Raw genomic sequence first — 26,066 nt, 5'->3', positions numbered from 1 at the left:
TGTCATGCGGCGGCAGCGGCCTTTTCAGGCTTTGCCGAGGCCTCTTTCAGGACGCCCCAATAGCCGCGCTTGACCTCCATTTGGGCCGTGATGCCCTTCTTCGCAAGCAACTTGTGGGCCCGCGGCAGGCGGTAACAGGGCAGGTGCATGAACATGTGATGCTCACAGTGATAGTTCACCCAGTAGGGCGCGATCAGCAGCCGCTCCCATCCGCTCGCCAATGTTGTGCGCGCGTGGCGCATCGGATCATTATGGTCCGGCACGACCGCATGCTCCGCAATATTGCGCAGCCGCGTGACCAACTGGTTCCAGGTTGCGAGCGGCAGGAGCCAGAGCACGAAATAGGCCCACCAGTGGCCAGCAAGAGTCAGCGCGGCAAGCATCAGGAGGTTGGTCGCCACGAACGGAATGACGGCTTCACGCGCGGACTGGGCCCGGTTCACCGTCCCTTTGCTTTTCCGGATGCCGAGGCCCAGCGCATTGGCAAACTGGTTGCGGCGCTGCTTCAGGAAGGTCTGGCCCGTCAGGTCGCGAATGATCTTTCGCTTGAGCGAGGTCCGCGTGACAGGAAAGGGAGCAGAGAGGGCAAGATCGGGATCTTCCGGCTGCTGGGCGTATTTATGGTGGGTCAGGTGGTAGCCGCGATAATTTCTCAGATGCGCGCCGACTGGCGCTGCGCAGAGCCACTGGCCAAGAAAGTCGTTGACCTTCCCGTTCGAATTCAGCCCGCCATGGGCCGCTTCGTGCATCAGGATGGCTAGCCCGAGCTGTCGCGCGCCGATAACGGGTATCGCGAGTATGATCAGGACTGGCTGCCAGATCGCTGCGGCCATGGCGAGCGCAATAACAGCCCAGGCATGCAGGACGGTACCGGTTCCAAGCAGGTTCGAACGTTCGCTGACATGATCCCACTCCTCGCGGGAGAAGAGATCGAGCGGACGTATGCGTTTTGCTGCAGGCATAAACGCAATCTACCCGATTGGCGTAGCGTCAGCCAAGCATATTTGCTCAGCCTAAACGATGGCTGCGAGCGTGAACCCGGCGACGAGAATGAGTGCCGCCCAAGCATTCGACTTAAACACCTTCAGCGCCGAGCCCTTGTCCTGGTCAAGCGTGTGCACTTGCCAGATTGCATGGATGAGGAAGGCGATCACTGTGATTGCGCCGATTCGCGTGGCGCCTGTCGCTGCAGCAGCCACAGCAAAACAGGCCGCCGCAAGCAGGAAAAATGAAAAAGCGCCAAGGATGACCCGTTCACCCATCAGACGGGCCGTCGATTTCACACCAATAATGGCATCGTCTTCCTCGTCCTGTATCGCGTAGATCGTGTCATAAGCGACTGTCCAGCATGCAAAGCCGAGGAACAGGACGAGCGTGGCGAACGAAACATGCATGGCGGTCGCTGCGGCGACGAGGACACCCCAGTTGATGGTTGCCCCCAGCCAGGCTTGCGGCCACCAGGTGACCCGTTTCATGAACGGATAGGCGGTGATCAGTGGAATGGCGAGAAGGGCCACAATCTTTGCGTCGAGCGGCAGGCAAAGCCAGGCAAGAAACCCGATAAAGAGCTGGGCACCCAGGAAAATATAGGCGTTGCGCACCGATACATCACCAGATGGCAGGGGGCGGCTAGCGGTCCGCGCTACCTGGGCATCGAATTCCCGGTCGGTGATGTCGTTCCAGGTACAGGCCGCGCCGCGCATCACGACGGCGCCGATCAGAAACAGGAACTGCCACCACAGATCAATCCAGTAGAACCCGGTCGGAATGCGGGTGTACGCGAAGGATGCCAGCGTTGGCAGTAAGACAAGCCACGTCCCGATTGGCCGGTCGAGCCGCGCGAGGGCTGCGTACGGACGGAACCTGTTGGGCAGCGAGATCAGCCATTCTGGAAGTGCGCTGTCAGCCGGCGCTCGGGCTTCCGCGCTGGGCTTTTCCTCGAACTCTGCCTCGATCGGTTCGCTGTTCGCAGAATCGTCTTTGCTCTCTGTCATCCCGCCCCTATAGCGAATTTTGCCCCTCAGGCGATAGATACTGTCTTCCGGTTCACAAATGCCCGGATACCATCGCCAGCAAGTTCGCGGCCATAACCCGATTTTTTCACACCACCTAATGGCAGGCGCGGATCGCTTGCGACCTTTGAATTTACAAAGGTAGATCCCGCTTCAAGATCGCGGACGGCGACCTCGATATCTGCTTTCTCATTGGTGAAAATGGCCGAGCCGAGCCCGAACTCGCTCCGATTGGCCCGCTCAATGGCGTCCGCAAGCGTGGACATCTTCCAAAGCGAAGCGACAGGGCCAAACATCTCTTCCCTGGAGGCGGGGGCCATGTCAGGAGCCCCTTCAAGGACTTGTGGAGCGGTCCACCAGCCTCTCTCTGGGAGTTCAGGTTGTGTGAGCAGTGGCGTCGCGCCGGCAGAAATGGATCGCTCGACTTGATCCTTCAGATCGTCGCGGATGGCTTTCATGGCAAGCGGCCCGATCTTCACGCCATCTTCCATAGGGTCGCCTGTTTTCAGCGCCTTCATGCCTTCGACGAACTTCTCCCGAAAACTGTCATAGATGCCCTCATGGACGAAGAAGCGTTTGGCAGCGATGCATGACTGGCCGGTATTCTGGACCCGCCCGTCAATCGCCGTTTCGACCGCTGCGTCGATATCGGCCGAAGGCATGACGATAAAGGCGTCTGTGCCGCCAAGTTCGAGTACGGTTGGCTTGATCTGTTCTCCCGCTTTCGAAGCCACGGCGCTTCCCGCTGGTCCGGAGCCGGTCAGTGTCGCTGCCTTTACACGGTCATCCTCAATGACGCGGGACACCTTGTCTGAGCCGATCAACAGTGTCTGAAAGCAGCCCTGCGGGAAGCCGGCCTCATGAAAGATTTCTTCGATATTGATGGCGCAGCGCCAGACATTCGATGCGTGCTTTAGCAAACCGACATTGCCCGCCATGAGGGCGGGAGCGGCAAAACGGAAGACCTGCCAAAGAGGGAAGTTCCATGGCATGACGGCAAGAACGGGGCCGATAGGCAGGTGATGGACATAGGCAGACTTGGCGTCGGTCTTGATTGTCTCGTCCGCCAGATAGGCCTCTCCATTCTCTGCATAGTGCCGGCAAACCCATACGCACTTTTCCACTTCGCCAGTCGCCTGAGCCAGTGGTTTGCCCATTTCCTTAACCATTTGCCGGGCGAGCGTTTCCTTACGGTCCTCCAGGACACTCGCGGCGGCACGGAGAAGGTCGGCGCGCTTGTCGAAACTTGTCAGCCGCCAGTGCGTATAAGCCTCGTGGGCCGCCGCCACACGATGTTCGATGTCGACATCATTGTGAGGCTCAAAGGTTTCGATGACTTCTTCATTGGCTGGATTGACCGACTGCACGCTCATGTCTCTCGCCTCTTTTGCTGGCTTAACTCTTGTGAAGGTGAAGCCTATATGGGCTCGATGAGTTCCGCGCCCCGACTTTTTATCGACGCTCCCCTTGCTGAAGGGCAGTCCGTATCGCTCGACGAAAAGCAGGCAAAATACCTGCTCAGGGTCATGAGACTGGAAGACGGCGCACTTCTTCGTGTCTTCAATGGACGCGATGGCGAGTGGCAGGCTCGGCTGATCCATGAAAGCGCCAAGAAGGCATCGCTGGTGCCGGAGGTCTGCACACGCCCACAACTGGAAACGCCTGATATCATGCTTCTGTTTGCACCGCTCAAGAAGACGCGAACAAACTTCGTCGTTGAGAAAGCGTGCGAGTTGGGCGTCCGGCGTATTGTGCCAGTCATGACTGAATTCACTCAAGCTAGCCGGGTGCGCAGTGACCGGCTTCAGGCTGTTGTGATCGAGGCAGCTGAACAGACCGAACGAATGGATATTCCGACGGTTGAGGATGACAGCTCGCTATGGAGAGCACTCGACAGCTGGGATGCATCAGTGCCGCTCTATTATTGCGATGAGGCGGGCGCGGCCGCTCCAATGGCGGACGTATTGGCGAAGGCTGATCCGGCTCGGGCGGGCCTGCTGATCGGGCCGGAAGGGGGCTTCTCGCCAGCTGAACGGGACCGGCTCCGGGCTCTCGACTTTGTGATCCCAGTCACACTCGGCCCTCGCATCCTGCGGGCGGAAACAGCAGTTGTCTCGGCGCTAACACTTTGGCAATCGCTGGTTGGCGACTGGCGCGATGATCCCTATCTGCCAGAAACAGAAAATGGCTAGAGGGCAGCCGGACACATGACGACCCCCACATCCGATATCGACGAAACCGCTCCACGCATCGAATCCAAATCCGAGATGGTGGAGTGGATCGAGGCGGGCTGTACGCCTAAAGTGGACTGGAAAATTGGTACTGAGCACGAGAAGTTCGGCTTCATTCGGGCCGGGCTCAGGCCGCTGCCTTATAATGGTGATGTATCTGTCCAGGCCATGCTTGAGGGGTTACGTGACCGCTTCAATTGGGAGCCCATCATTGAGGGCGGCCATCTGATTGGCCTCAAAAAGGACGGCGCGAGCGTCAGCCTTGAGCCTGGTGGACAGTTCGAACTGTCCGGCGCTCCACTGGAACATATTCACCAGACCTGTAACGAAGTCGGCGACCATCTGCGGGAAGTCCGGGAAATTGCCGATCCGCTTGGTATAGGCTTTCTCGGCATGGGCTCGTCACCGCTGTGGTCGATGGATGAGACCCCGATGATGCCCAAGGGCCGCTACAAGATCATGCGGGATTACATGCTTAAGGTCGGGCGATTGGGGCGCGAGATGATGTTCCGGACCTGCACGGTCCAGGCAAACATGGATTTTGCGACTGAAGCCGATATGGTGAAGAAGTTTCGTGTTTCGCTAGCGTTGCAGCCGGTGGGCACCGCGCTGTTTGCGAATTCGCCTTTTACTGAGGGGCGTACAAACGGCTTCCTGTCCTACCGCTCGCACATCTGGACGGATACGGATCCGGACCGTTCTGGCATGCTCCCCTTCATGTTCGAGGATGGCGCGGGGTTTGAGCGCTATGTCGACTATGCACTCGATGTGCCGATGTACTTTGTCCGTCGTGGCGGCAAGTACCTCGACGCGTCCGGCTTGAGCTTTCGAGACTTTCTGGACGGGAAGCTCGATATCCTGCCAGGCGAGAAGCCGGCGATTGATGATTTCGTCGATCATCTCTCAACGATATTCCCGGAGGTCCGGCTTAAACGCTTCCTCGAAATGCGGGGCTCGGATTCGGGCCCATGGAGCCGACTCTGCGCTTTCTCCGCATTCTGGACGGGCATTCTATATGACGATGCCTCGCTGGATGCGGCGTGGGATCTCGTGAAGGAGTGGTCTGCGCCTGAGCGTGAGGCGGTGCGACAGTCAGTTGGCACACTTGGCCTCAAGACCCCTGTGCCCGGTGGTCGAAACCTGCGCGATATTGCATTGGATGCCCTTGCCATCAGCCGTCAGGGCCTCAAGGCACGAAGCAAATACAATACGGCTGGCGACGATGAATCAGGCTTCCTCTCCGAACTCGACGAAATCGCCTCAAGCGGGCTAACCCCGGCTGACCGGCTCCTGGAGCTGTATTACGGTGAGTGGGGCAGGCGGGTGGAACCGGCCTTTGAGACCTTGGCCTACTAGGGCGCATATTGCGCCAATCCCTGGACAAATGGCACATCCTTGCTTGAGCCGCAGTTATTCGCGTGCTGTTAGTGGCGGCGGGTAAGGCGCGTCGAGTCGTGCCGAAAAGGTTCAGGGAGCACTTATGGGCATTGCAATTTTCGCAATTCTGGTGGCGCTGCCGCCAATCGTTTTCACGATGTGGCAGCTGAGAAAACACCCAAAGGGCCTGTACATTCTATTCTTTGCGGAAATGTGGGAGCGCTTTTCCTATTACGGGATGCGGGCGCTCCTCATCTTCTACTTGACCTGGCATTTCCTCTTCGAAAGCAGCTTCTCGCTAACCTTGTATGGTGCCTATGTAGCACTTGTGTATCTCGGGCCGCTTCTCGGCGGCTGGCTGGCTGACAAGTATATCGGCTTCCGAAAGGCGGTGACGTTCGGTGCCATCCTGCTCGTTGCGGGGCACGGCCTCATGGGCATTCACGGGCCCTCAGCGGACGAGACACTGGTCGTTGACGGAACCGTTTATGAGCTGGAACGCCCTGACTATAGTGAAGCTCGTGAGCGTTTTATCGTAATTGACGGTGAACAGATTGAGATTGACCGATTTGTGCAGCCAGAAGAAGGGTCTACCACGCGCGAAGTGACCTTCGTCGAGAATGGTCAGGAAACGACACTTACGGGCACACTCGAAGAAGAACGCAATCCTCTCTTTGCGACTATCCTGTTTGCTGCTCTCGCGCTCATCGTGGCGGGGGTTGGCTTTCTCAAGCCGAACATCTCAACCTGCGTCGGTGCGCTTTATGACCAAGGCGATCGCCGCCGGGATTCGGGCTTTACCCTTTACTATATGGGGATCAACCTCGGCTCATTCCTGTCGGGCATTTTCTGTGCGCTTGCCGCTGCCCAGTTTGGCTGGTGGGCCGGTTTTGGCCTTGCGGCCGTTGGCATGCTGGCTGGCCTGGTCGTCTTTGTATGGGGCCAGGGCTGGCTCGAAGGCCGCGCCGAGCCTCCGGCTGACGTGGACCTCAAGACCCCCGTCTTTGCCGGCCTGAACCGCGAATGGCTCGTCTATGGGGCCGGCCTTGCATTTGCCGTTGCGGCGTTCTTCCTGCTCCAGATCGCCAGCATCATGACGCTCGTCATGCACGGGGTATTTGCCATCGTGACGCTGGGCATCATCGTATACATGCTGACAAAGCTTGAGGCAGACACGCGAAACGCCATGATTGGCCTTCTGATCCTGACGGTCTCGTCGGTGCTCTTCTGGGCGCTTTTCGACCAGGGACCGACTTCGCTCAACCTGTTTGCCGCTGCTCATGTTGACAATCAGGTCATGGGATCGCCGTTCCCGGCGCCGGTTCTGCAGTCCGCAAATCCGCTTTACATCATGTACTTTGCGCCGCTGATCGCCGTGCTCTGGACCTATCTCGGTAACCGCGGCATTGAGCCGAACAGCTTCATCAAGTTCGGTCTGGCAATGATCCAGATCGGTGCTGGCTTCTTTGTATTGAATTTAGGCATACAGACTGCTGTCCCGGATGCGGACGGGGCGCTCCGGATTTCAGTTCTCTTCATCATGCTGATGTACCTGCTTCACACGACGGGTGAAATCTTCCTTTCGCCGGTGGGCCTGTCGGCTGTGACCAAGCTATCCGCAAAGCAGATTGTCGGCTTCATGATGGGCTACTGGTTCCTTGCCTCGTCCTACGCCAACGTCATCGCGGCGGGTATCGCCCAGGCCACCCAGGTGCCTGAAGGTGCGCCAACGGAACAAAGCCTCGCGGCTTACAATGCGGTCTACCTCCAACTCGGCGGGGCCGCTGTTGGTCTCGGTGTCATTCTACTTGTCGCCAGCCCTTGGCTGCGCAATCTCACCAAACATGCAGAGGGCAGCGATAGCCATAAGGACCGGCGTGGTGAGGTCGATGCATCTGGCGTGACGCTAGAGCGGAACCTGGACTAGCGGCGAGTGGCTTCCAGCGATGAATCCCCGTCTTCATCGATAGGGTCGCACAGGCAGGTCAGCATCAATCCAGCCATTCGGTCCAGAGACGCCGCCCGCTACGATCGTGACATTCTGATATCCCGCTTTGATTAGTCGCTCGCGGGCTTGCCCAGAGAGGTCGCCTGTCCGGCAGATCAGAGCAATGCGCTGGCTCTTGTCCCCGCCTGTGATCCTGTCGACCTGATATATGAAGTCGCTATCATCGACGGACACGGTGTGAGCGGTGACCGGAACGCCGGTCTGTTTCCATTCCTCGGGCGTGCGTACATCGATGAGAAGGCCACCGGTTCGGCGGACCATCAGGTCAGCCTTCGAGACTGGCATTTCCTGTGGCAGTCCCTGAGCAGAAGCTGGCGTTGTGCAAAGCAGAGCCAACGAGCCCACCAGAGCACATATGATCTGACGTTTCATCCGGTACTACATAGCACAGCCAGCCGTTTCCCCAGCACAGCCAATTCGTGTGATGCTTCAGATGCCCTGCATCGATACCTGTGCATCGTTACCCGGCGCCACCAACGGTCAGGGAATCGACCTTCAGCGTGGGCTGCCCGACACCGACCGGGACGGACTGCCCCGCCTTGCCACATGTGCCAATACCGTCATCCATGGCGAAGTCATTGCCAATCATGGAAACCTTGTTGAGGGCTGTCGGGCCGTGACCAATCAAGGTCGCGTTCTTGACCGGCGCGATCACCTTGCCGTCCTCGACAAGATAGGCCTCCGTGCACTGGAAGACGAAATTGCCAGAGGTGATGTCGACTTGACCGCCGCCGAAATCGACCGCCCAGATGCCGCGTTTCATGGATTTGACGATCTCTTCGGGATCATCTTTTCCGCCAAGCATCACAGTGTTTGTCATCCGGGGCATGATGCCGGCGTCATACGATTCGCGCCGACCATTCCCTGTGGGGGCCATACCCATCAGACGGGCGTTCTGGCGATCCTGCATGTAGCCTTTGAGGATGCCGTCTTCGATCAGAACCGTGCGCTGGGTCGGGGTGCCCTCGTCATCGAATGAGAGCGAGCCGCGGCGGGCATCAATCGAGCCATCATCAATAACGGTCACGCCCTTGGCTGCGACCTGCTCGCCGATTCGCCCAGCATAGACCGAGGTCTGTTTGCGGTTGAAGTCACCTTCCAAGCCGTGACCGACGGCTTCGTGGAGGAGGACAGCCGGCCAGCCCGGACCGAGTACGACTTCCATTTCTCCGGCCGGAGCGGGAATCGATTCGAGATTGATTTCTGCCTTGCGAATGGCGCGTTCGGCGAGCTTCTTCCAACGCTCTGGCGCTATCCACTCATCATAGGAAGCCCGACCCCCAGCGCCAGCGCTCGCCGATTCGCGCCGTCCATCTTTCTCGAGTGTCACTGAAACATTCAGACGCACGAGCGGACGCACGTCGTGAAACGTGTCGCCAGCCGGACGCAACACGTCGATTTCCTCGCGGTTGCCAGCAAGGGACACGGAGACTTGGACGACGCGCGGATCCCTGGCCCGCACCCAAGCGTCGATTTCCCCCATCAGCTCGGTTTTTACGCCGAACCCTGGTGCTTCTGTTGGATCAATCGGTGCGTATAGTCGGCGATTGATGGGTTGTGGGCTCAGATCAAGCGATCCTTGATATCCGCGCTTGGCCGCCGCTGCTGTCGTTGCCGCACGCCTGATCGCATCAATGGAAAGCTCGCCGGCATGTGCGTTGCCGCTCGTTTCGCCAGCAATCACTCGCAGGCCGAAGCCTTGGCTGGTGTCGTAAGCGGCGGATTTCAGCCGTCCATCGTCAAAAAGGAACTGTTCGGAGCGCGAACGCTGAACATAGATGTCGCCGTCGTCGGCGCCGTTGCAGGCTTCCGCCAGGATGCTGGTGGCTTCCTGACGGTCAAAGGGAAGTTCGTTCTCAAGCATGAAACTGAGAATGGGACCTCATGCGCAGCGGTGCAAGGCACAAGGCGCTGTGACACTACTGCTTGACCGTGAACCGGTTCAGTTGGCGCTCGGCAAGCTCCCAACCGGGGTTCAGTTCCAAGGCTCTCTGGAAGTCTTGATAGGCTCCCGTCACATCACCGGTATTTTCCCGGGCGATCGCGCGATTGTAATAGGCCGCAAAAATGTCTTCTGAGCCCAGTTCGATCGCGCGGTTGAGCGCGGGCAGGGCGGTCTCGAAATCCTTGAGATAGATATGGGCGGCGCCCTTGTTGAGAAACGCCGCGCCAAGGTCCGGTTTCATCTCAATCGCCTTGGCGTAATCGTCTAGCGCATCTTCATAGTCGCCCTCGCGCATCCGGATGACGCCCCGATTCACATAAGTCGCGGCGCGATTGGGGCGGGTCATGGTTTCTTCCTGAATGGCGCGAGTGCAGGATTCGTCTGCTGTTCGAAATGAGTAGTTGCCGCTCCGAGCGTATTCGTAGCAGTCCTTGGCCAGGCCGCCGCCAACGACAAAAACCTGTGCGGATGCGCTGGCGCCTGCAATTGCCACGACAGCGCCGAGTATGGATATGCGGTGCATTCTGTTTTCTCCAGCAATCAATGTGGAGGTAATATAGCGCGTTTCGCGGTACCGGGCGAATTGGCTGCGACAAATTTGAAAACACTGAGGGCTTGGGTGGACGCCTTGCAAGAGTGTAGTTATGGCAAGCCTCATCTGTTACTTAGGGAGTCGGGTCCGTGCGTTTCATCGTAGCACTTCTCAGCCTTTTGCCCTTCGGCGCACTGGCACATGCCGCGCAGCCGGAAAATGGCGCCTTGAATCTTCAGCCTGCCGCAACCCGCATTATGGAGCGGCTGCATGGCTTTCATACGTATCTTCTCATCATCATAACCGTGATCACGCTGTTTGTTCTTGCGCTGATCATCTGGGCTTGCCTGCGCTACAACAAGCGTTCCAACCCGGTGCCGCGTAAGTTCAGCCACAATACGTTGGTTGAGGTGGTCTGGACAGTTGTTCCCGTTCTGATTCTGGTTGCGATTGCCGGTCCGTCGTTCTCGAACCTGTTCTACCAGGAAAATGAGCCAGACCTTGAGCAGATTGCCCAATCCAGCGATGACAACCCGAACATCTATCCTGAAGCTGCAGAGGCAGGCTGGGTTACGGTCAAGGCACAGGGCAACCAGTGGAACTGGACCTATTCCTTCCCGGACGAGCAGGATGATGCTGGCTATCCCGTCGAGTTCGTCTCTAACCCGCTGCAGCGCGGTCTGAGCTCGGACAATATTGACGCAGCTCGTGGCCCACGCAACCTTGCCGTCGACTATCCGCTCGTGCTGCCTGTGAACCGTTATATCCGCTACCAGACGGCCGCATCTGACGTAATTCACTCCTTCGCGATGCCAGCTTTCGGTATCAAGACTGACGCGGTGCCGGGGCGTCTCAACGAAGGTTGGTTCCTGGTAGAGGAAGAAGGCACCTATTACGGCCAGTGCTCCGAGCTTTGTGGCAAGGATCACGCCTTCATGCCGATTGAGATTCGCGTTGTGAGCCCTGATGCTTACGAGACGTGGATCGAAACGCTGAAAGCTGGCGAGTTCGAGGCAGCCTTTGAAGGACTGCCCGAGCCTCAACAAACTGTTTCAACCGATGAGCCGACGGACGCGACCACGCGCCTCGCCCAGGCCCAGTAATCACCCGAGGATTTTCCGATATGGCTATGGATCAAGTCTCCACCGCCCATGACGATCATGCCCATGATCACAAGCCGGGCTTCTTTGCGCGCTGGTTCCTTTCGACCAACCACAAGGACATCGGTACATTGTACCTGGTGTTCGCGCTATGCGCGGGTATCGTTGGCTATACGCTGTCTGGTCTTATTCGTTGGGAGCTCGCGCAGCCAGGTATTGGCCCGCTCACCGGCCTCATGGAAATGTTTGGCTATCAGGGCGATCAGGCGATCGAGCACGCCAAACACTTCTACAACGTCGTAATCACCTACCACGGCCTGATCATGATCTTCTTCATGGTCATGCCAGCTTTGATCGGCGGTTTCGGCAACTGGTTTGTTCCGCTCATGATCGGTGCACCTGACATGGCCTTCCCGCGGATGAACAATATTTCGTTCTGGCTGACCGTTGCTGCCTTTATCATGGCTTGCGTCTCGATGCTGATCCCGGGCACCGGCCAGTTCCTCGGCTTTGGTGGTGGCTGGGTGCTTTATCCGCCGCTGTCGAGCACGACCGGACATCCCGGACCCTCCATGGACCTTCTCATCCTATCGCTTCACACGGCCGGTATTGCGTCCATCCTTGGTGCCATCAACTTCATCGTGACGATCCTGAATATGCGTGCTCCTGGCATGACGCTGCACAAGATGCCGCTTTTCGCCTGGTCCGTGCTGGTGACGGCTGTCCTGCTCCTGCTTGCGCTTCCGGTGCTGGCCGGTGCGCTGACCATGTTGCTGACCGACCGTAACTTCGGGTCGCAATTCTTCGATCCGTCTGGTGGTGGTGACCCGATTATGTTCCAGCACCTGTTCTGGTTCTTCGGTCATCCGGAAGTCTACATCATGATCCTGCCGGCCTTCGGCATCATCTCGCACATCGTGTCGACCTTTTCGAAGAAGCCCGTCTTCGGCTATCTCGGCATGGCCTACGCCATGGTCTCGATTGGTGCGATCGGCTTCATCGTGTGGGCGCACCACATGTACACTGTCGGGATGCCGTCTGACATGAAGGCCTACTTCGTGGCGGCCACTATGGTCATTGCCGTCCCGACAGGCATCAAGATCTTCTCATGGATCGCGACCATGTGGGGCGGCTCGATCGATTTCGAAGTTCCCATGGTCTGGGCCATCGGCTTCATCTTCCTTTTCACCGTTGGTGGTGTGACGGGTGTTGTCCTTGCCAATGCCGGTATCGACCATGTGCTCCACGACACGTACTACGTGGTCGCGCACTTCCACTATGTGCTGTCGCTGGGCGCCGTTTTCGGTCTGTTTGCGGGCTGGTACTACTGGTTCGAGAAGATGTTTGGCGTGAAGTACAACAAGACGATTGGCTACGCCCACTTCTGGACGATGTTCATCGGGTCGAACCTGCTCTTCTTCCCGCAGCACTTCCTTGGTCTGAACGGCATGCCGCGCCGCTATATCGACTATGCTGACGGCTTTGCGACCTGGCACTTCTGGTCCTCCATCGGTTATGCGGTCACGCTGGTCGCAACGGCAATCTTCTTCATTGGCGTGATTGAAGCTGCGATCCGCCGGCGGAAGGGTGTTGGTAATCCCTGGGGTGAGGGTGCTACCACGCTCGAATGGACGCTGCCTTCGCCGCCGCCCTTCCACCAGTTCAATGAACTGCCCGAAGTGAAGCCTGAGAGCCATCACTAAGGGACGCTGAACGGCGAGTATTTCGGGGGCGGCCCTTTGCGCAGAAGACGCAGAGGGCCGTTTCTGCTCAAGATGACAGGAAAGAACATGTCTTCGACTGACGCATCCAACCTGATTGACACGCAGCCGCGACCAGCGACCGCTGGCGACTATGTGCAGCTCATGAAGCCGCGCATCATGATGCTCGTGGTGTTCACCGCCCTTGCAGGACTCGTGGCGGCCCAGAGCGTCAGCGGTGTTTCCATAAATCCCGTGATGGCAGCGATTGCGACCCTGGCCGTAGCGCTTGGCTCCGGTGCCGCAGGCGCGATTAACATGTGGTACGATGCTGATATCGACGCGGTGATGAAGCGTACATCGACCCGCCCGATCCCGTCAGGCGCGGTTCCGCGTGACGAGGCTCTGGCGATGGGGCTCATCATGTCGGGCGTCTCTGTTCTTCTGATGTGGCTTGCGTCGAACGCCTTGGCTGCCGGCCTGTTAGCCTTGTCGATCGCGTACTATGGCTGGTTCTACACGATGCTCCTGAAACGCCGCACGCCCCAGAACATCGTGGTCGGCGGGGCTGCTGGAGCATTTCCTCCGGTTATTGGCTGGGCGGCGGTGACAGGTACGGCTCCGCTAGACGCCTGGCTTCTCTTCGCGATCATCTTTTTCTGGACACCCCCACATTTCTGGGCGCTCTCGCTCTTGGCCCACAAGGAATACAAGAAAGCGGGCGTGCCCATGCTGCCCGTAACCCATGGCGCAGCGGCGACCCGTAACCAGATCCTTGCCTACACAATCTTTCTGGCGCCGCTCGGCGCTCTGCCTGTGCTGACAGGGCTTGGCGGGATCGTCTATGGCACAGTTGCCGCATTGCTTGGGGCCATCTTCCTTGCGCTAGCCTTTCAGGTCTGGCGCAGTGATGCAGGGGACGAGGGCGCTTCATCAGCGAGCCTGAAACGAGCAAAAGGCCTATTCGGGTTTTCGATCCTTTACCTCTTCATTATGTTTGCGGCGCTCATCGCTGAGCATGGCTTTGGGGCTTACGTCGCTATTCCGGGTGTCGCATGAGCGATAATAACTCACCCCCTCAGCCCGAACCGTTGAGCCCTGAAGCCCGGCGGGCTCGCAAGAAGCGTAACGTTTGGCTGGCGCTCGCGCTATTTGCATTTGTTATTCTGGTGGCGCTTACGACAGTCATTCGACTTGGCGACTCCGATCTTGGTCCTGATGGCGGCTTTTATTGGCGTAATGATCCGGAAAGCAGCAGCCCGCCGATGCCTGACCTTCCTGCCGGCGATGAGGATAAGGTGAACAGCGAAGGAGATGAGCAATGAACAACCGTACGCTCGCTCTCGGCTTTGGAGCCGTCTGCCTGGGTATGCTTGGCCTCGCCTTCGCTTCGAAGCCTCTTTATGACACTTTCTGCCGTGTCACAGGCTTTGGCGGCACTACGCAGATAGCTGAGGCCGCCCCTGAGGACATCCTCGACCGCGATATTACCGTGCGCTTCGACGCCAACGTGATTGATGCGCCGGTACGATTCCGCCCATTGCAGACCAGCATGGATGTCAGCCTCGGAGAACACGGGCTTGCGTTCTATGAGGTGACGAACACTTCATCGAAGGATGTCAGCCTGATGGCCTCCTACAATGTGACGCCACACAAGGCGGGCCTCTACTTCAACAAGCTGGAATGTTTCTGCTTCACAGAGCGGATTGTCAAAGCTGGGGCAACGAAGAAGCTTCCGGTCGTGTTTTTCATCGGGCCGGATATGGACAGGGAGAGCAATATGAATGATGTCCGCACCATCACGCTCTCTTACACTTTCTACGAAACCGACAGTTTCGAAGGTGCGGCGAATTCGGCTGCACTCAACTGAGGTGTTGCGACTCTAAAGCGGCGCAGGCTAAAAGGCGCCAGATTATTGGGACTATTCGAGGGATGCCGGCCCATGGCTCATGATGAAGTTAAACACGATTACCACCTTGTGAACCCGTCGCCCTGGCCGCTGCTGGGCTCGATGAGCATGATCGTACTGGCGCTGGGCGCCGTGACCTACATGAAGGGCCTGTTCGGCATGCCTGAAGGGACCTGGTGGCTTCTGGCACTCGGTTTTGTATCCATCATCTATGTGATGTTTGGCTGGTGGCGCGAAGTCATCAAGGAGGGCCGCGCCGGCGATCATACACCAGTCGTGTCTATCGGCCTTCGCTATGGGATGATTCTCTTCATCGCGTCTGAGGTCATGTTCTTCGTCGCCTGGTTCTGGAGCTTCTTCGAATTCGCTATCTTCCATGGCGTTCGCACTGGTGCCACCTTCGATGCGACGAACCCGCTTTATCAGGAAGCTCTTAGCCGCTTTGCCGAATGGCCGCCAGCCGGTGTCGAAGTTTTCGACCCGTTCCACCTGCCGCTGATGAACACGCTGGTTCTTTTGCTATCGGGCACGACAGTCACAGCTGCTCACCACGCGCTGCAGCATGATAACCGCAAGACTGCGATCCTGATGCTCGCCATCACGATCATTCTCGGCATTTCATTCACCGGCCTTCAGGTACTGGAATATACCCATGCGGGCTTCAGCTATGATGGCACGCTTTATGGCTCGGCCTTCTTCATGGCGACTGGCTTCCATGGCGCCCACGTCGTCATCGGCACGATTTTCCTGACCGTCTGCCTGATCCGCCTGATGTCGGGCGGCATGTCGGCGAAAAAGCATCTCGGCTTTGAATTCGCTGCTTGGTACTGGCACTTCGTGGATGTTGTGTGGCTGTTCCTGTTCGCTTTCGTCTACGTGATCCCGTACATCGTCATGGGTCACTGATCCGAGGTGGCGCGCGACGTCTCTCCCATAACGGCCGGGTTGCGCTGTCGCTGCCCGGCCTGCGGGGAAGGACCGGTTTTCAAGTCCTATCTCGGTCTGGCCCCATATTGCACGGCATGCGGGGCTGACTTTTCAAAGGCTGACTCCGGTGATGGGCCGGCCTTTTTCGTCATGTTCCTGCTTGGCATCCTGATCATGCCACCTGTGCTGCTTGTGCAGGCTGTGTTCCAGCCGCCATTCTGGGTTCATCTGATCCTCTGGACGCCGGTCATTATCGTGCTTGCCCTTATCCTTCTGCGGCCTTTCAAGTCGTTGATGTTCGCGCTCCAATGGAAGAATCACGCGGAAGAAGCGCAGTGGTCTGACAAGGACGAGGAAGGGCAATGAAGTTCCGGCCTATGCCGCTTCTGAGCGTCCTGACGCTCTTGAGCCTTGGCATTTTGATTTATCTCGGCAACTGGCAGTACGGCCGCTATAGCGAAAAGCTAGACAGCGATCCTATAGAAGAGACGCTCTTCAAGCTGGTCCAGGTTGCGCCGGCCACCGACAATTCAGGAATGGCGCAGCAGGTCTATGGCATAATCGATGGCGAAGCCGTTTGGCGCCGATATGTACCGGGGCGTATCAATAATCAGGGCGACGTCGTTCTCATGCTCTGGGATGCCACATCGGGCACAGAACCTGTTCCAATGCCAGTTTCGGAAGCGACTGATGCAGAGCTGACTGCCAATGTCTTTGTACGCAAGGCCAGTAAACAGGGATTTGGCGGCACGAACCAGCCAGAACAAAATATCTGGTACCAATTTGACGGTGCAGCCATGCTCACCAATCTCGGCTACGATCCGCAGTCTGCGCCCCAGGTTGTTGAGCCAGACACCGTAACAATCCGGCTTGCCTCTGACCTCACGCGCTCACGCCAGACCGAGAACCCTTACGCTACTCCTGTGGTTCGAGATCCGTTGCCGCCCGAGCGCCATTTTGGGTATGCGCTGACCTGGTGGGGGCTGGCCCTCGCGCTTATTGGCGTGTACCTCGCCTTCCATCATTCCAGAGGACGGTTGCGCTTCAAGAGGTAGGTCCATGAAATTCATTTCGACGCGCGGTCAGGCCAGTCCGGTCGGCTTTCTCGACGCTTGCCTGTCAGGGCTCGCGCCTGATGGCGGTCTCTATGTGCCGGAGACCTGGCCGAAGATCGCGCCAGCTGGGCCGCATGAACGCTATGTCGATGTCGCAGCGCGCGTAATCGGCGCTTTCGCGGAAGAGGAGATCGACGGAGAGACGCTGCAGCGTATCTGTGTGCGCGCCTACAAGTCTTTTGCTCACCAGTCCGTTGCCCCGCTCGTGCAGTGGGGTCCGGACGCGTTCCTGATGGAGTTGCACCACGGGCCGACGCTCGCCTTCAAGGACATCGCGATGCAGCTGATTGCGGAACTCTTCGATCAAGCGCTATCCCAACGCGGAGAGCGGATGAGTGTCACTTGCGCGACGTCCGGGGATACTGGAGGTGCCGCAGCGGCGGCCTTTGCCGGCGCGACCAATGTCGACCTCTTCATCCTGCATCCGCACGAGCGCATCTCGCCCGTGCAGCGGCTGTTCATGACGACAACGGGGGCAGGTAATGTCCACAACCTTGCCATCGATGAGGATTTCGATGCGTGCCAGGCGATCGTGAAGTCACTCTTTGCCGATAGGGACTTTGTTGCGCGCTCCGGTCTCTCCGGGGTTAACTCTATCAACTGGGCGCGCATTGCTGCCCAGGCCGTCTACTATGCGACGGCTCAGGCTGCACTAGGGACTGATCGGCCGCTTCGCTTTGTGGTTCCCAGCGGGAATATGGGCGATGCGCTTGCTGGCTATGTCGCCGCCTGTTGCGGCGGGCTCGCCGGGTTTGAGGCCATCTGTGCCGTGAATGAAAATGATGCACTGCGGGTCTTGCTGCAGGATGGGAAAATGAGCCGGGCAAGTGCCGTGGCAACGCCAAGCCCAGCCATGGACATCTCCATACCAAGCAACTTCGAGCGTCTTCTCTTCGAAGCGTCGGGCCGTGATGCAGATCTCGTCCGCCAACTCTATGAGCAATTCGCGCAGAGTGGAGATGTGCCGTTACCGGATCGGGTCAAGGGGCCGCTCTCCTGCACAGGGCTTAGTGCTCGCAGTGTCTCCAATTCCGATACGCTGGCTGAAATGAAGCGGGTGTACGGTGAAACCGGCTGGCTTATTTGCCCGCATACTGCGGTCGGAACATCAGTTGCTCGAGCTTTGCCCGAGAGCGATGCCGTGACGGTTGTCCTGGCTACGGCGCACGCGGCCAAATTCCCGGAAACTGTGGAAAAAGCGACGGGCATACGCCCGGATCTCCCGCTTCGTGTTCAAGGCGTGGCGGCGCGCGACGAAGTCTTCGAGCATGTCGCCAATGATGTTTCTGCAGTGCGCGACTACATACGCGCCCGCCAGAGAGCCTAGCGCTCTCGTCAGCTGGGTCTGAACCGTCTAGACTCTTCCCCATGCAGATAGAGTCAGCGGCAACGGTTGGTCATTGGTGGTGGGATCCGGAGATGAAGCGTCTCCGGATTGAACCCGACAAACATGCCGCGCTCGATGATCTCGGTGGGACCTGGACGCTGAATGCGCTCGGGGTGATCCTTGATGGTTTCAGTCGTAGCCGGCTGGAGCGCGCGCTGGACTTTTCCAATGGTGCAAAGCGTGATGTCGCATGCGCGATTGGCCTGTCCAAAGGCGGGGCCGTTCATCTTGTCGGGCATTTCGATGCCAAGGGGGCCGCTTCGGGAGACCTCCTGCAGGATGACCTTTCGGAAGCGTACTCGCATATCCTCGCCCCAGGCCCCGGACTTGATGCGGCATTCCAGCCGATCGTCTCACTCTCAAGCGGACGGATTGCAGGCTTTGAGGCCCTCGCTCGATGGGGCGGAGCGCCTCCAGGGCATCAGTCGGGTGATGTCGGTCTGGCCGATGACGCTCTTGCGCCAAACATGCTCATCCGTGCCAGTGAAGCACTGGGATCGTGGCAAAAGGCCGGACACACGGGCCTGTTCGTCAACGTCAATCTGACTGGTCGTGACCTTGCGCGGGAAGATCTGCCCGGCCTTATAGAGGCGCTGATCTCAGGTCACGGCTTTGAACCCGGTCAGTTGCGTATCGAGCTTACGGAACAGGCGGCCCTCAGGGACGGGCAGGAAGCCATTCGTGTGGCCGAAGCCCTCAAAAAAGCAGGGGCGGGCGTCATTCTCGATGACTTCGGTTCAGGCCATTCGTCCTTTTCCTGGCTGGCTGCCTTGCCGGCAGACGGCTTGAAAATCGATCCCGAACTCACGCGGCAGATCGACTCCGAAAAGGTCCGCGTAATCCTCGAGACGATGACGCTACTGGCATCCCGCTTGAAGATGAGCGCGACGGCGGAAGGTATCGAAAAACTGGAACAGATTGGCCTTCTGCGCACGCTAGGCTTCCATTACGCGCAGGGTTTTGCTTTCTCTCATCCCATATCGGCTGTTGAGGCTGGCAAGCTGCTCAATGTCTCGGACTAGGCGTTGCCGCCGCCAAAGTGCAGGCGCGATGCATCAATTCCCATGAGCTTCAGAGCGCGGCCCCATTTGCTGTCATGCTCGGCGCCATAGACGAGATCGGGGATCGGTTCGCCAACCAGCCAGGCATTTTCCGCGATTTCGGTTTCAAGCTGTCCGGCCCCCCATCCGGCATAACCGAGGGCCATGATTGATTCGCGAGGGGCGTCTCCGGAGGCGATGGCCAGTAAGATGTCGCGGGTCGCTGTCAGGCAGCATCCGTGGCTAATGTCCATCGTTGCGCCCTCGGAGTGAAAATCGTCGCTGTGGACCACAAAACCGCGATCTGTCCCGACAGGGCCACCGCTCAGGACAGCGCTTTCAGGCACGCGGATATCCTGCTCGATCCCGAGCTGTGTCAACAGTTGCGGAAGTGTGAGGTCGTCGATTGGCTTGTTGAGCGCAATGCCCATCGCATAATCCGGCTCATGCGCGCAGACGAGGACGAGCGAGCGGGAAAAGCGGTTATCTCCAATGCCGGGCATCGCGATCAGGAGCTTGCCTGTCAGATCCTGCATCATGGTCTGGATCCTTTCGCCTGACAGACAGGCTGACTCAGGGCCCGGAGATTGGCAAGCGCTCATTGATCATCATGGCTGGCGTGCCTAAGTAGCGAGCAGTCTCAGAGGAGTAATCAATGACAATCAAACAAGGCGAGAAGCTGCCGGATGCGGTCTTCATGGAAATGACGGACAATGGTCCAGAGCCGCGCAAGACCGACGATATCTTCGCCGGCAAGACAGTGGCGCTATTTGCCGTGCCGGGCGCGTTTACACCGACGTGTTCGGCCAAGCACCTTCCGGGCTTTCTAGACAAGGCAGAGACGCTGCATGGCAAGGGCGTCGATGATATCGTCTGCACCTCGGTCAATGATGTGTTCGTGATGAATGCCTGGGGCGAACAGGCCGGTGCCAAGGGCAAGGTTCGCATGCTGGCCGACGGTAATGCCAAATTCGCGGAAGCCTGTGGTCTGGAAATGGACGCAAGCGGCTTCGGTATGGGTGAGCGCTCCAAGCGCTATTCCATGCTGGTCAAGGATGGCGTCGTCGAGCAGATCAATGTCGAGGACGGCGGCGAGTTCAAGGTCTCAAGCGCTGATTATCTTCTCGGACAGATTTAACGCTCCCGGAATCAGCTGAACCACATTAGAACGGCGCATATCGGCATCGGTATGCGCCGTTTTGACTCTCAGTTTTATTGAAAAACGGCAAAATCGTACCGATGTATCTTACAGGTCAGAGGAGGGACCCTGTATGGAGCCATCATTTATCGTCGCCATAATTCTGGCGGTCGCAGGGCTGGTTTTGCTCACCTCGGCGGTGACCGTCGTCGGGCAGGGCTACAATTACACGGTCGAGAATTTCGGCCGTTATACCAAGACCTTAAGTCCAGGACTGCACTTCATCGTCCCTTTCTATCAGCGTGTCGGGCGCAAGATGAACATGATGGAGAGCGTGCTCGACATTCCGACCCAGGAAGTCATTACCAAGGACAATGCGATGGTGTCCTGCGATGCGGTCGTGTTCATCCAGGTCATCGACCCGGTGTCTGCGGCCTATGAAGTCAATAACCTCAAGAATGCGATCGAGAACCTGTCCCTGACGAATATCCGGACGGTGGTCGGTTCGATGGATCTTGATGAGGTCCTGTCAAATCGTGACGAGATCAATGCGCGGCTCCTGTCAGTCGTTGATGCAGCGACCAACCCCTGGGGCGTGAAAGTCACGCGGATCGAGATCGCTGACCTCACACCGCCTGCAGATATTACAGAAGCCATGGCGCGTCAGATGAAGGCCGAGCGCCTCAAGCGGGCTGAAATCCTGACAGCCGAAGGTGACAAGCAGTCGGCGATCCTGAAGGCAGAGGGGCAGAAACAGTCTCAAATTCTTGAAGCTGAAGGCCGCCGCGAAGCCGCCTTCCGCGATGCGGAAGCTCGCGAAAGAGAGGCGGAAGCTGAAGCGAAGGCGACCGCCATGGTGTCGGAGGCCATCGCAAAAGGCGATGTGAATGCCGTCAATTACTTCCTCGGCCAGCAATATGTGATGGCCTTCGAGAAACTGGCGACATCACAGAGCCAGAAGACGGTGATCATCCCTGCCGAGTTCAGCTCCATCCTTGGAACGATTGAGGGTATTCGCGGGCTCACCGAGAGCGCGGCGAGTAATCGCGGCGGGTCGGGCGGTGCCGTGCCGACGACGCGGCCAAGGGAGGATCGGTAATGGAGGCGATGAACGAGCTGCTCTGGCCGCTGACTTTCTGGCACTGGCTGGCGCTTGGGCTGATCCTTCTGTCGATCGAGATGGCCGTGGGCACTTTCGATCTGCTCTGGATCGCTATTGCTGCTGGGATCACAGCGATTTTTGCCGCTATCGCACCAGCCGGTCTGGCCGAATGGCAGGGCCAGCTCATCTTCTTTGCAGTGGCCGCGACGGGGCTTCTCATACTTGGACGAACAGTGTTTGCGGGCATGCGCCGGCTGGCCGGTGACCACCCGACACTGAACCGGAGAATGGCTCGCACAGTTGGCCAGAGAGGCCTTGTCATCGCAGGCTTTTCCGGAGGCTTTGGCCGGGTGAAGCTCGGAGACACGGAATGGTCAGCCGAAACGGTGGATGGCAGTAATCCAGCGGAAGGTACTTCTGTTGTCGTGGAGGACACGGTCGGAAACGTCCTCCGGATTCGTATGGCTTCCTGAGGCAGAGTTTCCGTCAAGAAAGTGTGGGATGGATTGCTCCGGACGGCATTCCGAAAACATTCCAGAAACAGCCCAGTTTCAGCCCACTTTTGGAAAGGGTCGGGCGACCTAGAACAGTGAGCCCTGAGGTGGCGCGTCCGGATCCTTCGGCGTTTTCGGCTCGGGCTTTGGCTTGGACGGTTTTGGTGTTTTCGGTTTTGCCGCCGCTTTCCGGCTTTGAGGCTTCGCGATGCCGGTCGCTTCGGCGCTGATTGAGCCATCGGCGAGTGCAATGTCGAGATGGGCCCCTGCATTGACGGTGCCGGCGTTTTTCACGACATGACCGTCGGCATCCTTCACGATGGCAAAGCCACGCTCCAGGGTCGCCTGATAGGAGAGGGTTTCAAGCAGTTTCGCCTGTGACGCGAATCGCTCTGAATGGTTTTTCACGAGTCGCGTCACTGCCGGGTTGGCTCTGCGAGCGACATCGATCAATTGCTGGCGCTTTCGTCTGGCGTCGATCCGCAAGGGCTCTGGCCTGAAGCGGGCCTCGGTTCGCGTCAACTCGATACGTTTGGATTTAATGGCGCTACCAAGACAGGTGCGCAGACTGTTTTCAAGATAATCCAGCGTCTGGCGCTTCTGGGAGATCAGGGTTTCCAGCCGGGGCAGGCGGGCTGCACGAAGGCGGTCGCGGTCATGGCGAACCATGCGCGACAGGCCATGCGTCATGCTCTGGCCAAGTTCACCGAGGGCGATCAGCAGGTCCTGGCGCACGGGCACCGCGATTTCCGCTGCGCCGGTCGGTGTCGGGGCGCGGGCATCCGAGACATAGTCGATCAGTGTCGTATCGGTCTCGTGACCAACCGCCGAGATCAGCGGAATCCGGCTTTCGAATGCGGCGCGCACGACATTCTCTTCATTGAACGGCCAGAGATCCTCGATCGAGCCACCGCCGCGCCCGACGATCAGCACGTCCGGGCGGTCTTCACCGGTCATGGCATTGAAGCCACGAATACCCGCTTCGATCTGGGCAGCAGCCGTATCGCCCTGGACGAGCGCTGGCCACAGGATGACGCGCACCGGAAAGCGTTCGCGGATGCGGTGCAGGATGTCGCGTATGACGGCGCCGGTCGGGCTGGTCACGACGCCAACGGTACGGGGCAGGTAGGGGAGGCGCTTCTTGTGGCCCTCGTCGAACAGGCCCTCGGCGGCGAACTTCTTCTTGCGCTCTTCGAGCAGCGCCATCAGTGCGCCGGCACCGGCAGGGCGCATGAAGTCAGCGATCATCTGGTAGTTGGAGCGCCCGGCATAAATGGAGAGACGCCCTTCGGCGACGACTTCGAGGCCTTCTTCGGGTTTGAAGGGCAGGCGCTGAACCGAGCCTTTCCACATCACCGTGTTGAGAACAGCCTTCTCGTCCTTGATGTCGGCATACATGTGACCCGAGCGGGCAATCGTTACCCGGCCGAGTTCTCCGCGGACACGGACATGGTCATAGGCCGTCTCGATGGTTCGCTTCAGGTTCGAAGCGAGCTGGGACACCGTGAATTCGGTGACGTTGGAAGGGCTCTCTTCAGACACCGCGACCTACCCCTCGTCAGCCCCGTCATCGCCAGATTGCGAGGCGCTGGCGGTCACTCGCGTTTTCAGGTCGCCGGAGATTCGGGTCATCATGAATGTGCCGGTCCAGTCGGACGGGTCGTCGAAGAACCAGACGCCAGATATCAGGCAGCAGTCGGCATCCGTATCGCCATGGTAGCGCAGCAGGATCGGTTCACCCTCTTCATCGAGCGCAACCTTGGTGAAACGGACATCGAGCCCGTGACGAAAACCATGAATCGTCGCTTCGAATTCGCCATCGAGCGCTTCGGTGCTGAAATTCTCTTCCAGGACCGTTCCGGTGACCTTGCCACCGTCTTCCTTGATCCAGGCGGTGAACATGATCGCCTCGTCTGTCAGGTCATAGGCGTAATAGCCCGTCCAAAGCCCGCTGAGGTCACGGGGGAGGCGGCGTCTCTGAGGATTGTCTGCCATGGGCTCACCTTGCCTTCTCTGACTCCGTATCTTCAAGTGAATTTGCCAGCCATGTCCACTGGCCATTCGAGACCATCAGGCCGGTAAGGCGAGACTGTGGCCGCGTTGCGGTTCATTTCAGGGCTTGATTGCGCCCCCGCCCAAGTCCATCACCCGCTGCATGAAAATTCTCATCCTTGGCTCGGGCGGGCGCGAGCATGCGCTGGCCTGGAAAATCTCGCAGTCACCGCTGGTCGACGAAGTCTATTCCGCGCCGGGCAATCCGGGCATGGACAAGATAGGACCATGCTTCGATCTCGATGTGACGGACCTGATGGCTGTTCAGGAGCTGGCACTTCAGATCATGCCTGACCTGATCATTATCGGGCCGGAAGCCCCGCTCGCTGCAGGCGCCTCCGATGCGCTACGAGCGCGCGGCTTCGATGTGTTCGGGCCGAGCCAGCAGGCCGCGCAGCTCGAGACATCCAAGGGCTTCGCCAAGGACCTGATGCAAAAGTATGGCGTACCGACTGCAGAGTATGGCCGGTTCGACGATCTGACCGAGGCGCTTGAATTCCTCGAGACGATGAACGCGCCTTACGTCATCAAGGCTGACGGCCTGGCCGCCGGCAAGGGCGTCGTGATCGCAGAGACGCTCGAAGAGGCCGAGAACACGGTCGAGGAATTCATGACCGGCAAGTTCGGCGAGGCGTCGAGCGAGATCGTGATCGAGGAGTTTCTGAAAGGCGAGGAAGCCTCAATCTTTGTCATGACGGACGGAGAAGGGGCCATCTACCTGCCCGTCGCGCAGGATCACAAGCGTGTCGGTGACGGCGATGTTGGCCCGAACACTGGCGGCATGGGGGCTTATGCGCCGGCGCCGGTCGTCGATGCCCGCACGCTGGAGCTCGTCCAGGCCACGATTGTCGAGCCGATGCTCTCAGGCATGGCCGAGGATGAGATGCCGTATCAGGGCGTTCTCTATGTCGGCATCATGGTCACTGAAGCCGGTCCGAAAGTGGTCGAGTTCAATGCCCGCTTTGGCGATCCGGAGTGCCAGGTCCTGATGGCGGGGCTGCCGGGGGACATTGTTCCGGCTCTGCTCGTCTGTGCGACGGGTGGGCTGGTCAGCGCGCATGCGGATCTGTGCGAGATGATGGGCCTGTCGGACTTCAAACCGAGCGCCGTGGTGGTCATGGCGGCCAATGGGTATCCCGGCACCGCCGAGAAGGGCACCGTCATCAAGGGCGTGGAGATCGCGAATGCGCTCGATGGCGTCACCGTCTTCCAGGCCGGTACGGATGTGAACGACCAGGGTGAACTTGTCGCCGCAGGCGGGCGCGTGCTTGGCGTGACGGCTGTGGGCGATGACCTCAGGATGGCGATTTCGAAAGCCTATGATGGTGTGGCGGCCATCGAATGGACAGGTGGTTTCTACCGCAAGGATATCGGCCACCGCGTGCTAAAATAAGCGTCATTATTACAGGGCGTGGAAACTTTTTCCGGCAACTGACCGTTCTGTCTTTATGCGCATCAGGCGCAAATGGAGAACAGAATGTCCAATCCGAATGTCGACGTCCTGAATGACGTCACCAAAACGCTGATCGATAGCCAGAAAGGCTATCAGAAAGTGTTCGAAATCGCCGATAAGAGCCACGTCCTGCGAGAGAAATTCCGTTCGCTGGCCGCCGAGCGTCTGGAACTGATTTCGGCGTTTCAGGAGCGTGTAAGCGAGTATGGCGGCGAGCCGGTCACCAAGGGCGGTGTCGGTGGCAGTCTCCACCGCGCCTGGGCGGACTTCACCGCCCTGTTCCAGGATGATGAAAAGGCCGCGCTCGAAGCCGTCGACGACGGCGAAGAGCATCTTGCCGACAAGATCGGCCGCGAACTCGATAATGAAAAGCTTGATGCCTCGACGATCGAGCTTCTCCAGCGGGCGCGTGGTTCGGCTCGTCATGGCGAACGGTTTGCCGATGCCCTGAGCGACCTCAGCGATCGCTGAACCCGCAGCGAAAATAGCGGCGGCCGGGATAATTTCCGGCTGCCGCTATGCGGCGATTTAACCCTGCGAGATG

General features: G+C 58.6%; 27 protein-coding genes. 18 read left to right on the top strand and 9 right to left on the bottom strand.

Annotated elements, in window-relative coordinates; all coding sequences use genetic code 11:
• Positions 1-2: 2 nt before the first annotated feature.
• The 3 genes from Q1K29_RS06385 to Q1K29_RS06375 are packed head-to-tail and all read right to left on the bottom strand — an operon-like array spanning position 3 to position 3,385.
• Positions 3-962, bottom strand: a complete 960-nt coding sequence (locus tag Q1K29_RS06385) for a fatty acid desaturase family protein (protein WP_300392151.1) — start codon at positions 960-962, stop codon at positions 3-5.
• 51 nt (positions 963-1,013) lie between these two features.
• Positions 1,014-1,994 (bottom strand): 4-hydroxybenzoate octaprenyltransferase, encoded by a 981-nt coding sequence (locus Q1K29_RS06380; protein ID WP_300392148.1) that lies wholly within the window; start codon positions 1,992-1,994, stop codon positions 1,014-1,016.
• 26 nt (positions 1,995-2,020) lie between these two features.
• Positions 2,021-3,385 (bottom strand): NAD-dependent succinate-semialdehyde dehydrogenase, encoded by a 1,365-nt coding sequence (locus Q1K29_RS06375; RefSeq protein ID WP_300392145.1) that lies wholly within the window; start codon positions 3,383-3,385, stop codon positions 2,021-2,023.
• A 57-nt stretch (positions 3,386-3,442) separates the two neighbouring features.
• On the opposite strand from Q1K29_RS06375, the gene Q1K29_RS06370 reads away from it, so the two are divergent.
• From Q1K29_RS06370 to Q1K29_RS06360, 3 genes are all read left to right on the top strand, one after another.
• Complete coding sequence (locus Q1K29_RS06370; RefSeq protein ID WP_300392142.1) at positions 3,443-4,204, top strand: 16S rRNA (uracil(1498)-N(3))-methyltransferase; 762 nt, start codon at positions 3,443-3,445, stop codon at positions 4,202-4,204.
• Between the two features lie 15 nt (positions 4,205-4,219).
• Positions 4,220-5,599 (top strand): glutamate--cysteine ligase, encoded by a 1,380-nt coding sequence (locus Q1K29_RS06365; RefSeq protein ID WP_300392139.1) that lies wholly within the window; start codon positions 4,220-4,222, stop codon positions 5,597-5,599.
• Between the two features lie 124 nt (positions 5,600-5,723).
• Positions 5,724-7,547 (top strand): peptide MFS transporter, encoded by a 1,824-nt coding sequence (locus tag Q1K29_RS06360; protein ID WP_300392136.1) that lies wholly within the window; start codon positions 5,724-5,726, stop codon positions 7,545-7,547.
• Positions 7,548-7,580: 33 nt separating this feature from the next.
• Here the strand turns inward: Q1K29_RS06360 and Q1K29_RS06355 are convergent, their stop codons facing one another.
• The 3 genes from Q1K29_RS06355 to Q1K29_RS06345 form a co-directional block, all read right to left on the bottom strand.
• Entirely contained in the window at positions 7,581-7,913 is a 333-nt protein-coding gene (locus Q1K29_RS06355; protein ID WP_300392133.1) for a rhodanese-like domain-containing protein, read from the bottom strand.
• A 175-nt stretch (positions 7,914-8,088) separates the two neighbouring features.
• Complete coding sequence (tldD, locus tag Q1K29_RS06350) at positions 8,089-9,492, bottom strand: metalloprotease TldD (protein ID WP_300392130.1); 1,404 nt, start codon at positions 9,490-9,492, stop codon at positions 8,089-8,091.
• 55 nt (positions 9,493-9,547) lie between these two features.
• A complete protein-coding gene (locus Q1K29_RS06345; RefSeq protein WP_300392127.1) occupies positions 9,548-10,096 on the bottom strand; it encodes a tetratricopeptide repeat protein in 549 nt (182 codons plus the stop codon).
• A 158-nt stretch (positions 10,097-10,254) separates the two neighbouring features.
• Here Q1K29_RS06345 and coxB point away from each other — a divergent pair, with 158 nt between their 5' ends.
• From coxB to Q1K29_RS06295, 10 genes are all read left to right on the top strand, one after another.
• Positions 10,255-11,208 carry a cytochrome c oxidase subunit II gene (coxB, locus tag Q1K29_RS06340; protein WP_300392125.1) on the top strand — a complete coding sequence of 318 codons (954 nt, stop codon included), beginning with the start codon at positions 10,255-10,257 and terminating at the stop codon, positions 11,206-11,208.
• A 26-nt stretch (positions 11,209-11,234) separates the two neighbouring features.
• On the top strand, positions 11,235-12,908 hold the full coding sequence (gene ctaD, locus Q1K29_RS06335; RefSeq protein ID WP_366524175.1) for a cytochrome c oxidase subunit I: 1,674 nt from the start codon (positions 11,235-11,237) through the stop codon (positions 12,906-12,908).
• Between the two features lie 87 nt (positions 12,909-12,995).
• Positions 12,996-13,964 (top strand): heme o synthase, encoded by a 969-nt coding sequence (locus Q1K29_RS06330; RefSeq protein WP_300392119.1) that lies wholly within the window; start codon positions 12,996-12,998, stop codon positions 13,962-13,964.
• Positions 13,961-14,230, top strand: a complete 270-nt coding sequence (locus Q1K29_RS06325) for a hypothetical protein (RefSeq protein ID WP_300392117.1) — start codon at positions 13,961-13,963, stop codon at positions 14,228-14,230. Before Q1K29_RS06330 ends, Q1K29_RS06325 begins: the two co-directional genes overlap by 4 nt.
• Positions 14,227-14,775 (top strand): cytochrome c oxidase assembly protein, encoded by a 549-nt coding sequence (locus Q1K29_RS06320; protein WP_300392115.1) that lies wholly within the window; start codon positions 14,227-14,229, stop codon positions 14,773-14,775. The genes Q1K29_RS06325 and Q1K29_RS06320 overlap by 4 nt, the downstream gene beginning before the upstream one ends.
• A gap of 72 nt (positions 14,776-14,847) precedes the next feature.
• Entirely contained in the window at positions 14,848-15,720 is an 873-nt protein-coding gene (locus tag Q1K29_RS06315; protein WP_300392113.1) for a cytochrome c oxidase subunit 3, read from the top strand.
• Positions 15,721-15,726: 6 nt separating this feature from the next.
• Positions 15,727-16,107 carry a DUF983 domain-containing protein gene (locus tag Q1K29_RS06310; protein ID WP_300392111.1) on the top strand — a complete coding sequence of 127 codons (381 nt, stop codon included), beginning with the start codon at positions 15,727-15,729 and terminating at the stop codon, positions 16,105-16,107.
• Between the two features lie 11 nt (positions 16,108-16,118).
• Positions 16,119-16,796: an SURF1 family cytochrome oxidase biogenesis protein gene (locus Q1K29_RS06305; RefSeq protein WP_300392109.1), complete on the top strand. Its 678-nt coding sequence runs from the start codon at positions 16,119-16,121 to the stop codon at positions 16,794-16,796.
• A 4-nt stretch (positions 16,797-16,800) separates the two neighbouring features.
• Complete coding sequence (gene thrC / locus Q1K29_RS06300) at positions 16,801-18,183, top strand: threonine synthase (RefSeq protein ID WP_300392108.1); 1,383 nt, start codon at positions 16,801-16,803, stop codon at positions 18,181-18,183.
• A gap of 41 nt (positions 18,184-18,224) precedes the next feature.
• Positions 18,225-19,265: an EAL domain-containing protein gene (locus Q1K29_RS06295; RefSeq protein ID WP_300392107.1), complete on the top strand. Its 1,041-nt coding sequence runs from the start codon at positions 18,225-18,227 to the stop codon at positions 19,263-19,265.
• Here the strand turns inward: Q1K29_RS06295 and Q1K29_RS06290 are convergent.
• Positions 19,262-19,822: a YqgE/AlgH family protein gene (locus tag Q1K29_RS06290; RefSeq protein WP_300392106.1), complete on the bottom strand. Its 561-nt coding sequence runs from the start codon at positions 19,820-19,822 to the stop codon at positions 19,262-19,264. The genes Q1K29_RS06295 and Q1K29_RS06290 overlap by 4 nt on opposite strands.
• Positions 19,823-19,938: 116 nt before the next feature.
• On the opposite strand from Q1K29_RS06290, the gene Q1K29_RS06285 reads away from it, so the two are divergent.
• The 3 genes from Q1K29_RS06285 to Q1K29_RS06275 all read left to right on the top strand — a co-directional run bounded on the left by Q1K29_RS06285 (position 19,939) and on the right by Q1K29_RS06275 (position 21,996).
• Positions 19,939-20,421: a peroxiredoxin gene (locus Q1K29_RS06285; RefSeq protein WP_300392105.1), complete on the top strand. Its 483-nt coding sequence runs from the start codon at positions 19,939-19,941 to the stop codon at positions 20,419-20,421.
• Positions 20,422-20,554: 133 nt separating this feature from the next.
• Positions 20,555-21,520 (top strand): SPFH domain-containing protein, encoded by a 966-nt coding sequence (locus Q1K29_RS06280; RefSeq protein ID WP_300392104.1) that lies wholly within the window; start codon positions 20,555-20,557, stop codon positions 21,518-21,520.
• Positions 21,520-21,996: an NfeD family protein gene (locus Q1K29_RS06275; protein WP_300392103.1), complete on the top strand. Its 477-nt coding sequence runs from the start codon at positions 21,520-21,522 to the stop codon at positions 21,994-21,996. The genes Q1K29_RS06280 and Q1K29_RS06275 overlap by 1 nt, the downstream gene beginning before the upstream one ends.
• 108 nt (positions 21,997-22,104) lie before the next feature.
• Here the strand turns inward: Q1K29_RS06275 and xseA are convergent, their stop codons facing one another.
• Both xseA and Q1K29_RS06265 read right to left on the bottom strand, forming a co-directional pair.
• Entirely contained in the window at positions 22,105-23,559 is a 1,455-nt protein-coding gene (gene xseA / locus Q1K29_RS06270) for an exodeoxyribonuclease VII large subunit (protein WP_300392102.1), read from the bottom strand.
• 6 nt (positions 23,560-23,565) lie between these two features.
• Positions 23,566-24,012, bottom strand: a complete 447-nt coding sequence (locus tag Q1K29_RS06265) for a hypothetical protein (protein WP_300392101.1) — start codon at positions 24,010-24,012, stop codon at positions 23,566-23,568.
• Positions 24,013-24,172: 160 nt separating this feature from the next.
• Between Q1K29_RS06265 and purD the strand changes: the two genes are divergently transcribed.
• Entirely contained in the window at positions 24,173-25,462 is a 1,290-nt protein-coding gene (purD, locus tag Q1K29_RS06260) for a phosphoribosylamine--glycine ligase (protein ID WP_300392100.1), read from the top strand.
• Between the two features lie 84 nt (positions 25,463-25,546).
• The gene (locus Q1K29_RS06255) at positions 25,547-25,993 is read left to right on the top strand and encodes a PA2169 family four-helix-bundle protein (RefSeq protein WP_300392099.1); all 447 of its coding nucleotides are present in this window, start codon (positions 25,547-25,549) and stop codon (positions 25,991-25,993) included.
• Positions 25,994-26,066: the final 73 nt, after the last annotated feature.

It is taken from the genome of Henriciella sp., from assembly GCF_029937755.1.
In the GTDB taxonomy this organism is placed as follows: domain Bacteria; phylum Pseudomonadota; class Alphaproteobacteria; order Caulobacterales; family Hyphomonadaceae; genus Henriciella.
This window is presented reverse-complemented; position numbering and strand designations above follow the sequence as displayed.